Here is a 12847-nt window from a genome sequence, read left to right on the forward strand (position 1 = left end):
CGCTGTGAACCAGCACCAAGCCACCCAGGTCGACGAGGAGCGTTACCGCCCCGTCCTGGCCAACCAGCGCTCCAGCAAGACCCTGCGCGCCATCTACCAGGAGGTGTACCAGGAGGAGTATCCGGACGAGGTCGAGCCCTTCGGGTTCGTGACCCTGAGCGACCTGCGCGCCTGTGCTCGCTTCCTCGGACCGCACGAGGTGACGCGGCTCGTCGACGTCGGCTGCGGCCGCGGCGGCCCGGGACTGTGGGTCGCGCGGGAGCTGGGCGCCTCGCTGGCCGGCGTCGACATCGTCGCCGAGGCGGTCGAGGAGGCGCGGCGGCTCGCCACCACGTTCCACCGGGCACCCGAGGCCGAGTTCCATGCCGCCGGCGCGACGGACACCAAACTGCCCGGGCAGTCCTTCGACGGCGCGATGAGCATCGACGCGCTGTGGATGGTGCTCAACAAGGCCGCCGCCTTCGAGGAGTTGGCCCGTCTGCTGCGGCCGGGGAGCCCCCTGGTGTTCACCACCTGGGCGCCCCCGCACCTGGACTACGCCTGGTTCCTGGAGCCGGCCGGCTTCCAGGACATCGAGACGGTGGAGGTGACCGGTTCGCCCGAGCGTCAACTCGCGGTGTACGAGCGCATCCTGGCCGAGCGTGCGACGATCGCCCGGGAGATGGGCGACGCCGCCGCGCAGGTCCTCGTCGACGAGGCGACGGAGGCCCCGCTGCTGCTGGGCACCGTGCCCCGGGTCATGGTCCGGGCCGTACGCGCCCGATGACCGCCTCGTGGTGCGGCGGACCCGTCCGGGCCGCCGCACCGCGTCCTCACAGCCCGCGATGCATGATGTGCAGCCCCACATAGCCGTGGACGGGGTGGTGGAACCCCTCGGGCAGGGTGCCCAGCACCTCGAAGCCGAGCGATCGGTACAGCCCTACCGCCCGCACGTTGCTCTCCACGACCGCGTTGAACTGCATGGCCCGGAAGCCGGCCGCCCGCGCCCACTCGATGGCATACTCGCCGAGCGCACGGCCCACTCCCCGGCCCTCGTGAGCCGGGTCGACCATGAAGCTGGCACTGGCGATGTGTCCGGCATTGCCCATGTGGTTGCGGTTCATCTTGGCGGTGCCCAGCACCGTGCCGGCGTCGTCGACGGCGACCACCGTCCGGTCCGGCGCAGGCAGCATCCACCAGTCACGCCCTTCCTCTTTCCCCAAGTCCATGGGGTAGGTGAAGGTCTCCCCGGCGGTCACGATCCGCTGGAAGAAAGGCCATACGGCAGGCCAGTCCGGGCTGTCGGCTTCCCTGATCAACATGCGGGACAGCATGGCAGGTTCACTGCGCGTGGCCCACTGGTACACCCTCCATTGCCAACCCGCTGACAACTATTGCCAAACGATGTTGCCAACCATAGGCTCTGTGGCAACGCGGACGCCGGTCGGCGCTGCGATCACTGAATGATCTTTCCCAAGGAGATGCCATGCGGCTGTTCGTCCGCGCCGTTTGTACGTCCGCCGCCCTCACGGCACTCGGAGTCATCGCCTTCTCCGGCGCGGCGCTCGACGGCGACATCGGCTGGCCCAGCGCGGCGAAGTCCACCCCCGCTGCCTCGTCCGCCCAGGACATCGGCTGGCCCGTCCCGCCCAAGGCCGCCACTGTCATCTCCGCCCACGACATCGGCTGGCCCGCGGTCCGCTGACCTCGTTCCCGCACCACCGCCGACGCCCACCCCCCCCAGAGAGTGACGGACCCGATGGCCACAGACCCTCTCCACTCATCAGCCGTCAGCACCGCAGTGATCGTGGATGGTTACTCCACCGGCACGTTCCTCCCCTCCGCCTTCGCCCGGCTCGGCGTCGAGGTCGTGCATGTCTACAGCACCGCGGAACCGATGGCGACCATGCTCGCCCCGGACCAAGCCGCCTACCGGAGGCAGTTCCACTGCCCGGACGACGCCTTCGAACGAACCGTACAGGCCCTCGCGGAGCTGCGGCCGGTGGCCGTCCTGGCCGGTCAGGAGCCCGGGGTCCCGCTGGCCGACGCGCTCAGCGAACGCCTCCACCTGGCCACCAATGGCACCGCGCTGTCGACGGCCCGCCGTGACAAGTACGAGATGGCCGAGACCCTGCGCGCGGCAGGCATCCACTGCGCCCGCCAGTTGAAGTCGTCGGACCCCGCCCAGCTCGTCGACTGGGCCGAGCGGGAAGGCTCCTACCCGGTCGTCGTCAAGCCGCTCAGCTCGGCCTCCACCGACCATGTCTACCGCTGCCACGACGCCGCCGAGGTCGACGCCGCGGCCCGCGCGGTGCTCGGCTCCACGGACATTTTCGACCGGCGTAACACCGAGGCTCTCGTGCAGTCGTTCCTCGAGGGCACCGAGTACATCGTGGACACCGTCAGCGTGGACGGCGAGCGCTACGTCTGCGGTGTCTGGGAGTACGAGAAGAAGATCCTGCCCGGCGGCCACAACGTCTACGACCTCGATGTGCTGCTGGCACCGGACCAGGACCCGGTGCCGGAACTGATCGCGTACATCGACACGGTCCTCGACGCGCTCGGCATCCGGCACGGCCCGGCCCACGCCGAGGTCATCATGACCCCCGACGGCCCGGCCCTGGTGGAGATCGGCGCCCGGCTCAACGGCAATCTCCACCCGGGCCTGCACGACACCTGCCTCGGCACCAACCAGGCGGATCTGACCGCGCTGGCCTACGCCCGCCCGGAGGAGTTCCGCAGCCGCTACGCCGGCCGCGTCTACACCCGGCACCAGCCGGCCGCCGTCCACAACACGCGCACCGAGCGCGGCGGTGTCGTCGCCGCGGTCGACCAAGCCGCCGTCGACCGGATCAGCGCTGTGCCCGGCGTGTACCTGGTGAGCGTCAAGCTGGGCCCCGGCAAGGCCCTGCGGCCCACCACCGACCTGCTCAGCAGCCCGCTGCGCATCTTCATGACGGCCCCCGCCCTGGAGACGATCCGCGCCGCCCACCGGACCCTGGCGGGCCTCACGGACGCGGTCTACCGGCTGGAGAGCGAGGGGAGCCGGCCCCGGATACTGCTGCTGGGGACCGACAAATACGTCATGGAGGCGTGCGCCCGAAACGGCGTCGACGCCGTCGTCGTCTGGGGGGCCGCCGGCTACGACCACGGACTCGCCGAGGTCCCGCCGGAACTGACCGTCCTGCGCGTCGACGAGCAGAAGAACCCCGAGGCGGTCCTGATGGCCCTGCACCGGGCAGGCCTCGCGGAGGCCGGGTTCGACGCCGTGCAGACCTCCGACGAGTGGGCCCTGGTGACCGCCGGGCTCCTCGCCCAGCACTTCGGCTGCCGTGCGATCGACCCGGTGACCGCGGTGCACTTCCGCGACAAGTCCCTGCAGAAGCGGCGCGTCGCCGAGGCGGGCGTGCCGGCGGCCCGGGTGACCGTCGTCGACGACGTGCACGAGGTCGGCGGCATCACCGCCTGGCCGTACGAACGGGCCGTGCTCAAGCCCGTCGCCGGCGCCGCCACCGCGCGCACCACGGTCGTCGGCTCCCTGGAGGAACTGCGCGAGACCAGTGACCGCTACCGCCGGCAGCGCACCTCGCAGCGCACGTTCGTGCTGGAGGAGTACATCGACGGCGAGGAGTGGATGGTCGACGGCTTCGTCCACGACGGCGAACTGCGCTTCTTCGCCGTGGGCCGCTACGGAGCGCCCTGTCTGACCACCGTCGACGAGGGACTCCCGCTGTGGATGCGCCACTTCGACCCCAAGGACGAGGCGTGGGCGTACGAGCGGGCCGAGCCAGTCGTCACCCGGGCGCTGACCGCACTCGGGCTGCGTGACGGCGTCTTCCACATGGAACTCTTCCACCAGCCCGGCACCGGGCGGCTCGTCTTCAGCGAGTGCGCGGCACGCCGCGGCGGCGGACTCCTCCACGAGCAGATCCAGGCCAAGTTCGGTGTGCACCTCGGCGAAGCGGCGCTGCTCAGCGCCCTTGGCCGGGCTCCGAGGACGGACACCGCCTACCGGGCCGCGATCGTCGGCACGAGCTACCTCAGTGGCCGCACGGGCGTCGTCCTCGACTGCCCTAGCCCGGCCGAGGTACGGGAACTGCCCGGAGTGGAGTTCGTACGGATCGAGTTCCCGGTAGGTGAGCGGTTCTCCGGCACGATCGACAACACCAATCACCGTGTGGGCCAGATTCTGGTCTCGGCCGACGACGAACAGGAGCTGCTGGAACGGTTTGCCGCGGTGCGTGACTGGTTCGACGAACGGCTCGTGGTGGCGCCCGAGGGCGTCACCGGCCGCGAACTGCGCGCCTGGTACCGGCAGGTCCGCCCGGACGCCGACTTCCGGGACCCGCTGTGGCAGTGACCGCAAGGACAGCCACGGGGCAGCCCCCCACCGCCCCGCGCGGGCGCCGGTCGCTCACCGCCCGGCTGCTGCCCGAGCGCGGGCCGCGCCGGACGCTGGCCGCGGCGACCTTCGTGAACGCGGTCGGAAGCGGCATGTTCATGTCCTCCAGCGCGCTGTACTTCACGCGGGTGGTGCACCTGCCGATGTCCCAGGTGGCCTTCGGGCTGTTCCTCGGCGCCATGGTCGGCCTGGCCGCCGGACTGCTGGGCGGCAAGGTCGCCGACCGCTGGGGAGCACGCGAGACACAGCTCGCCGTCATGATCGCAGGCAGCGTCTTCATGTGCTGCTACTTGCTCGTCGACGCGTTCTGGTCCTACCTCGTGGTGTCCGTCCTCATCGGCGTGGTCTTCGCCGCGGACAAGTCGAGCAAGGCCCCGCTGATCCGCGGATTCGGCGGCGAGGACCCCGCCGCCTTCCGCGCCTACCTACGCGCTTCGACCAACCTGGCCGTGTCGCTGGGGGCGCTCGCCGCGGGCGTGGCCATCCAGCTCGACACCGCTCCCGCCTACCTCGCGGTGGTCGCCGGCCGGGCCGTGTCCTTCGCCGGCTGCGCACTCGTCCTGCTGCGCCTGCCCCGACTCGCCCCGCTGCCGGCACCGACGGCGAGCGGACGCTGGGAGGCTCTGCGGGACCGCCCGTACCTGGCGGCGACCGTCCTCAACTGCCTGATGTCCCTGCACTTCGCGATCCCGACCTTCTTGCTGCCCCTGTGGATCGTCGGCCACACCGCCGCGCCCCGGTGGACGGTGTCCGCGGTGCTGGTGCTCAACACCGTGCTGGTCATCGGCCTGCAGGTGACGGTGAGCCGAAACGTCGACGACACAGCCGCGGCCGGCCGGCGCATGCGGTGGGCGGGCATCGCCGTCGCAGCCGGGCTCGGTCTGATCCTGCTGGCCGGAAAACCCTCCGCCTGGCCGGCGGGCGCACTGCTGCTGACCGCCACCGCCGTGTACACCGTCGGGGAACTGTGGCACGCGGCCGCCGCCATGGAGTACTGCTTCGGCCTCGCCGCGCCCCACGCCCAAGGCCAGTACGCCGGAGTGTTCGGCCTCGGCGGCGGCGTCGCCGAGGCACTGGCACCGGTCGTACTCGGCGCGCTCGCCCTCGACCTGGGCGGACCCGGCTACCTCGTGCTGGCCGCCCTGTTCATCACGGTCGGCTTCGCCAGTCGCCCGCTCCTCACCTGGGCCGAGCGCACAGGGCGACCGGCCCCCACCACATAACTCCACCGGCCGCTGGACAGCCAGCCGGCTCCGGCACCCCCGTACCCGAGACAAAATCACCATCCAAGGAGATGCCCCATGTCCGCTGTGTCCCTTTCCGTCATCGACCCGGAACTGGTGGAGCTCGTCCCCGGCCTCCGCTTCAGCCACGACAAGATCGTCGAGGCCTACCAGCAGTACCTCGAGCGGGTTCCGCTGCCCGCGTCCGGGAACGCCGAGGACCGCTTCCGCCGGCTCGGTCTGACGCACCGCGCCAACGCCGAGGACCCGTGGCGTGACGCCGGCAACGGCCAGTTCAACCAGGCAACCGGCGAGAAGAACTTCGAGGAGTCCGAGTTCTGCGAGTTCAACGAGGAACTGAAGGACACCTACTTCTACGAAATCTACAAGAACCTGCCGTTCCGCCCCGGCCGCATGCGCCTGGTCACCCTGCACCCGGGCGAGATCTACCACATGCACACCGACGCCTCCCGGGTCGCCCACATGGCGATCCAGACCAACGAGGACTCCCGGCTGCTGTTCCGCAGCGGTCACACCTACCACGTGCCGACGGACGGCCGGATCCACATCCTCAACACCATCCGCCACCACTCCGCCTACAACGCCGGCGGCACGGACCGCATCCATCTGACGATGACGCTGGCCGACTGAGACCCGCAGCCATCCGTTCACGACCGCTATCGAAGGAGTTCTGATGTCGTCGTCGCCCTCCGCGGAGCTCACCGCACCGGCCGACGCGCCGGCGGTGCTCGATGCAACCGAGGCCGATGAGTTGCTCGCCCTCGGGACCGGCCCCGAGCTGCCCCGCGACGACCGGCGCCCGGTGCACGTCCTCACCGCGCAGACCGCGGCCGAGGACGGCACCCAGCCGGCCGTGGTCTGCGGCGCGGACACGGTATCCCGGGCGCAGCTCCAGCTCTGGGCCGGCCGGATCGCCGCCCGTCTCGCCGCGTCCGGTGTCGGGCGCGGCGACCGGGTCGGCATCCTCGCCGAGCGATCCACCGCGGCCGTCTCGGCCGTCCTCGGCGTACTGCGGGCCGGGGCCGCCTACGTCCCCGTGGACCCGCTGCACCCCGACAACCGCCTCACCTCGGTCCTCCAGGACGCGGACGTGTCGGCCGTCGTGGTCACCGGCACGCTGAAGCAGCGCATCGCGGGCCTGGACCTGCCCGTCGTCCACGCCGACGACCCGGCCCTGCGCGCCGGCGACCCCGCCACCGACCCCGACACCGACCTGCCGTCGGTCCCGGTCGAGCCCGGCGACCCCGCGTACGTCATCTACACCTCGGGAAGCACCGGCACGCCCAAGGGCGTCCTCGTCGAACACGGCCAGCTGGCCGCGTCCACCCTCGCCCGTCGACAGGTGTACCCGGGACGCCCCGTCTTCCTGCTGCTGTCCCCGCTCGCCTTCGACTCCTCAGCCGCAGGGCTGTGGGGCACGCTCACCGCGGGCGGCCGACTCGTCGTCGCCGGCCAGGACGAGTTCCGCGATCCCGAGCAGGTGGTCCGCCTGATCGAGCGGCATCACGTGACACATCTGCTGTGCGTGCCGTCGCAGTACGACACGGTCCTCACCGCCGCCGAACGCGACGGCCTGGACCGGCTGCGCACACTGGACACCGTGACGGTGGCCGGCGAGGTCCTCCCCGACGCCCTGCTCCACCGGCACGCCGCCGCTCTGGCAGGTACCGGCCTGGTCAACGAGTACGGGCCGACGGAGGCGACCGTGTGGGCGAGCTACCAGCGCTGCGACCCGTCCGGCCCGGTGGACATCGGCAGCCCGGTACCCGGCGCCCGGCTCTACGTGCTCGACGGCGGTGGCCGGCTGGTGCCCAGGGGCACGGCGGGCGAGCTGTACATCGGTGGTGCCGGTGTGGCCCGCGGCTACTTCGGCCGTGAGGAGGCAACCCGCCAGGCGTTCGTCCACGATCCGTTCGCCGGTGATGGCAGCCGCATGTACCGCACGGGTGACCTGGTGCGGTGGAGCGAGCGGGGCACGCTGGAGTTCCTGGGGCGGCGCGACAACCAGGTCAAGATCCGCGGGCACCGGGTCGAGCTCGACGCCGTCGAGGCGGCCCTGCGCGGCTGCCCGGGCGTTCGCGACGCGGTGGTGATCCCCGACTCCGAACGGACCCGGCTCGTCGGCTTCGTCCGCGCCGACGCCGGCCTGGATCCGGTCCTCACCCGCAAACGGCTCGCCTACACCCTGCCCGAACCGGCGGTTCCGGCCCAGCTGCACGTCGTGGACGCGTTCCCCACCACCGCGCACGGCAAGACCGACCGGACGGCGCTGACGGAACGCATCGCCGAGTACGAGCCGGGACAGCAGGCCCAGCGGACGGCCGACCGCGGCGCCGCGGACCGCGACGACCTCGTCGCCCGGGTCGTCGACTCGTGGGCCGAGGTGCTGCAGGTGTCCGACGTGCCCACATCGGTCAACTTCTTCGACCTCGGCGGGCATTCACTGCTGGTCATCAGGCTGCAGTCGGCGCTGGAGGCCAGCACCGGCGTACGGCTCTCCTCGCTCGATCTGTACCGGTGTCCCACCGTCGAGACGCAGGCCGAACTGATCCGGGCAGGCGCCGCGCAACCGGCGAGGGCCGACGACGGGCCGGACGACCGGGCAGAGCGGATCCGCCGGGCCCGCGCGGTCCGCGCCCGCCGTGCACAGGCCCGAAAGTAGGCCCCACCCTCCCCGGCCCCGGGCGCGGGCGCCGCGACCGGCCCACCGGAAGCGGCGCCCCGCCCCCGCCACACCATCCACAGCCCGGACCAGCGAGAGACACAAAGCACCGATGACCTGGCTCACCTGCACCGTCCCCCGCCCCGAGGCCCCGATCGCCCTGGTCTGCTTCCCGCACGCCGGCGGATCGGCGCACGTCTTCCGGGAGTGGGCCGCCGCATTCCCCGACATCGAAGTGCACGCGGTGAGCTACCCCGGCCGGGCCCACCGCATCGCCGAGCCCGTCCCCTCGAACCTGCGTCGACTCGCCGCCGACATCAGAGACGCCACCCGCCCGCTCCTGCACCGGCCGACGGCCTTCCTCGGACACAGCATGGGCGCGGCCGTCGCCTTCGAAACGGCGCTGCTCCTGCAGCGGGACGGCACCCCTGTCAGCCACCTGTTCGCCTCCAGCTGCCGCGCCCTGCACCTGCCCCGCCCCACCCTCCCGGACGGCGACGACGGGACCGCCGTACTGAAGGCCCTCGCGGAACTCGGAGGCACCGAGCCCGAAGTCCTCGCGGACCCGGTCCTGCGCGACCTGGTCGTGCCGTACGTCCTCGGGGATCTGCAGATGTTCGACACCTATCGCTACCGGCCCGGTGACGTACTGCACTGCCCGGTCACGGCGATCACGGGACTCACGGACATCCACGTGACCCCCGAACAGGCCGCCGCCTGGTCCGCCATGACACGCGGGCCCTTCCGCTGCGAGCCGGTCCTGGGCGGGCACTTCCACCTGACTCACGAACCGCCTTTCGGCATGCTCAGAGAGTCCCTGGTGCGGCATCCTGCGCCCGGAAGTCCACTGCAGGCCTGCTCGCCTAGTGGGGAAGACCTTGCCTAACGCTGGCCACCATTGTCGGGGAGCCGCTCGCACTATGTACGCTACATGTCCGCTTCGTGGTTGAGCTTGGCCGCCCTCAGGTCCCATCGCATGCTGATGGCGGCGAGTTGCTTTACACGCTCGGGTGTCAGGGTGGCGGCTCTGCTGCGTTGGTTGCTGATCCATGCGCCGAGTCGGAGCTCCCGGACCTCCTGGTCCTCGCCGGTGCTGCCGCCGCTCGCGTTGCCGCTGACGACGATCCGTTCGACCCACTTTCTCGGCACCAGTAGGTGGCCTTCGCGTTGGTAGTACTGGCGGGCGGCGGCGTAGTGCATTGCCCATTTGTCGGCCTGATTCATGCGGGGCTTGGGTTTCTCGTCGTCGGTGGCGGGGTGGATGCCGAGGACGTGCTCGCACATCCATTGCTGGACGGTGGTCAGCCGTTCCCAACGAAGCCGTTGTGCTCGTACCCACCGGCCGAGGTCCTCGCCTTGGCGTACGACCACGCCGGGCTTGGTCGGCAGCTGGCCGCCGGTGTCGAGGTGTTGTCGGGTGAGGTGGAAGCTGCGTTGCCAGTCGATGGGCCAGGTGGGGCACCAGGCGGGGTCGATGTCGTCGAGCTGTTCGCGTCGCTCCTGGGACAGCCCGGCTGCCGGCGCTGCGGGTAGCCCCTCGGCCTGCTGCTGCTCGTTGTCCTGCGCTCGTCGGGCGGCGGCGCGGGCGTTCTTCAGCCAGATCCCTACGCGGTATCCCTGGTGGGTGGCGTCGGTCGGTGCTGCGAGGTGCCCGTTCTCGGCTGCCCATCCGCGGGCTGCGGTGAGGCCTTCTTCCCAGGCGGTGTCGTAGTGGGACCAGACCATGCCCAGCTGTTCCAGCTGGGCGATGCGGTCGGCGTCCATGTCTCCGCGGGCGTAGACCCGTCGCGCGTCGGCGGTCCATTGTCCGAGCGGGAACGCGGCGAGCGAGGCCGGCCATCCCGGACCCTCGGCCTCTGCCTGCTGCTCCTGGTCGTCGCCCGCCGCGGGGACGCGGTAGGTGAAGGGCACCCGCAGATCGCCGTGGTGGCGGTGGTAGATGGCGGCTGCTTCGATGCCGCGGCGCCAGTGGGCGTGTTCGGGGTTGAGGACGCGCAGGTTGATGAAGGCGGCCAGCAGCGCGGGGTCGCGTGGGGTGGAGAACTTCAGCAACTGCCAGGCCGGTACCGACACGCGGTCGCTTCGGTCGCCAGCTTCCTGCTCACCCTGGTCGCTGCCCAGGCGGGTCTGTACGCCTCTGACACGGCTTTGTGCCTGTGGCTCGGCGAGCTGCTCCACCACCCGGGTGTCGTGCGCCCTGAGCGCTTCCAGCAGCTTGGCCAGGCCGCCGTAGGCGCGGGAGGTGAGCATGTTGTCGACGCTCTCGCCCGGCCCGAGGAGAACGGGGACGACGAGGGAGGCGGTCTTGCCTTCACCGGGCTGGATGCGCAGGGCGCGGCCGACGGCTTGGACGAGGTCGGGCATGGAGCCGCGGACGTCCGCGAAGTACACGGAGTCGCATTCGCGGGTGTCGACGCCTTCGCCGAGCACCTTCACCGAGCCCAGGTAGCTCTTCTCGACCACGGTGCCGTCGGTGGCGGTGCCGGCGGCGAACTCACCGAGCACACGCCGGCGGTGCTCGGCCCGGTGGTCGCCGCACAGCCAGTCGGCCCATACGGTGCGCGGATACAGCCCGGGATCGGCCGCGTGCAGCCGGCCGGCGACGTCCGCAAGGCCGGCCGCGAAGGCCTCGGCCTCCTTGACGACGTGGTGGAAGACGAGGGTGCGCCGGAAGCCTTCCTCCGAGGATGCCTTCATCAGGGCGGTCTGCAGGGCGGCGAGCCGGGCCCCGCGGACCTGGTCCGAGCGGCCTTCCGCGCCCAGGAGCTGGGCGGCCTGGAGGTGGGTGTCGGTGATGTCCAGGCACACCACCTGGTAGGGCGCGCAGATCCCCCGGTCGATGGCCTCGGACAGGGTGAGGGTGTAGCAGCGTGCCCCGAACGGGCCGTGCGGATCGTCGTCCATCGACGCGACCAGCTCCCCGGGTGCGCCCGGCGCGGCCTCCGCGTCGTCGTCCAGCTGCCACAGCCGCGGGGTGGCGGTCATGTACAGCCGGCGCAGCGCGGGGATGCGGGTGTTGTCGTGGACGACCGCCCAGGGCTTGCCGATCCGCCCGGAGGTCCGGTGCGCCTCGTCCACGACGATCAGGTCCCACCCCGGCAGACCCGCGGCGTGCGCGCGCTCCAGCGTGCCGAGCCCGAGGGAGGCGTACGTGGCGAACACGGTCACCTTCTCGAAGGGCCGCACCCAGGCGGCCAGCTCGTCCACGTCCGTGGTGTTCGCAAAGGACGCCTCCGGCCCCCGCAGCGACGACACCCCGATCATCGGCCCCGTACGCCCGCCCTCACGCCAGCCGGCCTCGGTCTGCGCCAGCAGATCCAGCGACGGCACGAGCACCAGCACCCGGCCCGCCCGCAGCTCCTCCGCGCTGCGCACGGCGACGAGGGTCTTGCCCGATCCGGTCGCCATGACCACCTGCGTCCGCAGCCCCCGCTCGGGCACAGTGGATCTTGCAGGCAATTCAAGTGCCCGGACTACCGCGTCCACGGCTTCCCGCTGATGAGGACGGACTTCCTTCACAGCCACTCCGATGCCCCTCTCCCAGCAACCTGGACGACAGCTCCCGTAACCGAACCGCCATTAACTAACCGATCGCACAAGGTAGTTGGGACAACAGACACGGCACCCGTATCCGAGGCAACGGCTCTCCGCCTCCCGATGCAGACCCGAAGACGGCCACCCTAGAAGGGCCACAGAACCCACAGCACGGAAGCAACCCAATTCCAGAGTCTATCGCAAACGCAGAATGAAGCACCGAGACGGAGAATCAACCCGGAAGCCTCGGGTACTCCGCATGCATCATCGTCCAGCCCGGCAGGGGAGAGCCATGACACACAAGGCCCAAGACGACAAGGGCACCCGGTTCTGCAAGGCCTGCGGCACGCCCGCCGAGAACGGGAAACTGTGCAGTCACTGCGGTGCCGTCCTGGACCTCCCGGACGGTGCAAGCCTGATCGGAAATCAGGGTGCCGCGCTGCCGTCCTGGACCTCCCGGACGGTGCAAGCCTGATCGAGGATCAGGGTGCCGCGCTGCGCCGTGGCTTCGGGGACGGCACCCAACAGCAACAACGAGAGTGAACGAATCAGCAGTGACCCCTGCCTGCTGAACAGCGGACACAGGGGTACACGGGCCGGCATGGCATCCACGACTGAACGCATCAAGTCCGTGCGGGCCGTGCGCCAGCTGCGCCGGGTCCGTAGCTTCTACGCGGTGGCCGTCCTGGTGTGGGCGGCATCGACTGCTTGGACCGGCTGGCAGAGCCCTGGGAGCCGGCCGATGTGGGTATCCGTACTCCTCCTGGCCGTTTTCACCGGTCTGCTCTTCACAGCCTCCTTCTGGCTCCAGCGTCTCCAAGCTGCGGGCCCGGCCGAGCCGGTGCACCACGCTGCATCACGGCGGGCGGCCCGACCCCGGCACGCACATGCCTGACCCCCACCAACCCCACCCTGTCCTGTAGGTGCCCGGGCCGAAGGCCCGTTTCCGGCTCCGCGCAGCGGGGCCGGCCTGAGGGGGCGCGTAGCGCCACCGGGTGGCTGGAGCGCAGCGCAGGCCACCCGCTC

General features: G+C 71.0%; 10 protein-coding genes. 8 read left to right on the top strand and 2 right to left on the bottom strand.

The genetic code is table 11. The annotated features are described in order from the left end of the window. Positions 1–4: 4 nt before the first annotated feature. Entirely contained in the window at positions 5–766 is a 762-nt protein-coding gene (locus BLW57_RS40255) for a class I SAM-dependent methyltransferase (protein WP_093481269.1), read from the top strand. A 46-nt stretch (positions 767–812) separates the two neighbouring features. Here the strand turns inward: BLW57_RS40255 and BLW57_RS40260 are convergent, their stop codons facing one another. Beyond that, positions 813–1301 (bottom strand): GNAT family N-acetyltransferase, encoded by a 489-nt coding sequence (locus tag BLW57_RS40260; protein ID WP_093481289.1) that lies wholly within the window; start codon positions 1299–1301, stop codon positions 813–815. 164 nt (positions 1302–1465) lie between these two features. On the opposite strand from BLW57_RS40260, the gene BLW57_RS40265 reads away from it, so the two are divergent. The 6 genes from BLW57_RS40265 (at position 1466) to BLW57_RS40290 (ending at position 9173) form a co-directional block, all read left to right on the top strand. After that, a complete protein-coding gene (locus BLW57_RS40265) occupies positions 1466–1684 on the top strand; it encodes a hypothetical protein (RefSeq protein ID WP_093481270.1) in 219 nt (72 codons plus the stop codon). A 102-nt stretch (positions 1685–1786) separates the two neighbouring features. Then, entirely contained in the window at positions 1787–4339 is a 2553-nt protein-coding gene (locus BLW57_RS41755) for an ATP-grasp domain-containing protein (protein WP_218138139.1), read from the top strand. Beyond that, positions 4336–5604 carry an MFS transporter gene (locus tag BLW57_RS40275; protein ID WP_093481271.1) on the top strand — a complete coding sequence of 423 codons (1269 nt, stop codon included), beginning with the start codon at positions 4336–4338 and terminating at the stop codon, positions 5602–5604. The genes BLW57_RS41755 and BLW57_RS40275 overlap by 4 nt, the downstream gene beginning before the upstream one ends. A 78-nt stretch (positions 5605–5682) precedes the next feature. Further along, positions 5683–6255 carry an aspartyl/asparaginyl beta-hydroxylase domain-containing protein gene (locus tag BLW57_RS40280; protein ID WP_093481272.1) on the top strand — a complete coding sequence of 191 codons (573 nt, stop codon included), beginning with the start codon at positions 5683–5685 and terminating at the stop codon, positions 6253–6255. A gap of 43 nt (positions 6256–6298) precedes the next feature. Beyond that, on the top strand, positions 6299–8287 hold the full coding sequence (locus tag BLW57_RS40285) for a non-ribosomal peptide synthetase (RefSeq protein WP_093481273.1): 1989 nt from the start codon (positions 6299–6301) through the stop codon (positions 8285–8287). A gap of 112 nt (positions 8288–8399) precedes the next feature. Then, positions 8400–9173, top strand: coding sequence for a thioesterase II family protein (locus BLW57_RS40290; RefSeq protein ID WP_093481274.1), 774 nt, complete (start codon positions 8400–8402; stop codon positions 9171–9173). Between the two features lie 41 nt (positions 9174–9214). Here the strand turns inward: BLW57_RS40290 and BLW57_RS40295 are convergent, their stop codons facing one another. Next, positions 9215–11746, bottom strand: a complete 2532-nt coding sequence (locus BLW57_RS40295; RefSeq protein ID WP_371127885.1) for a DEAD/DEAH box helicase — start codon at positions 11744–11746, stop codon at positions 9215–9217. Positions 11747–12113: 367 nt separating this feature from the next. Here BLW57_RS40295 and BLW57_RS40300 point away from each other — a divergent pair, with 367 nt between their 5' ends. After that, the gene (locus tag BLW57_RS40300) at positions 12114–12296 is read left to right on the top strand and encodes a hypothetical protein (protein ID WP_093481276.1); all 183 of its coding nucleotides are present in this window, start codon (positions 12114–12116) and stop codon (positions 12294–12296) included. Positions 12297–12847: the final 551 nt, after the last annotated feature.

This window comes from Streptomyces sp. 1222.5, assembly GCF_900105245.1.
In the GTDB taxonomy this organism is placed as follows: Bacteria; Actinomycetota; Actinomycetes; order Streptomycetales; family Streptomycetaceae; genus Streptomyces; species Streptomyces albidocamelliae.

Coding starts and splice junctions, on each gene's coding strand:
- BLW57_RS40290 (WP_093481274.1), top strand. CDS start 8,400: ATGACCTGGCTCACCTGCACCGTCCCCCGCCCCGAGGCCCCGATCGCC.
- BLW57_RS40260 (WP_093481289.1), bottom strand. CDS start 1,301: ATGTTGATCAGGGAAGCCGACAGCCCGGACTGGCCTGCCGTATGGCCT.
- BLW57_RS40280 (WP_093481272.1), top strand. CDS start 5,683: ATGTCCGCTGTGTCCCTTTCCGTCATCGACCCGGAACTGGTGGAGCTC.
- BLW57_RS40285 (WP_093481273.1), top strand. CDS start 6,299: ATGTCGTCGTCGCCCTCCGCGGAGCTCACCGCACCGGCCGACGCGCCG.
- BLW57_RS40265 (WP_093481270.1), top strand. CDS start 1,466: ATGCGGCTGTTCGTCCGCGCCGTTTGTACGTCCGCCGCCCTCACGGCA.
- BLW57_RS40300 (WP_093481276.1), top strand. CDS start 12,114: ATGACACACAAGGCCCAAGACGACAAGGGCACCCGGTTCTGCAAGGCC.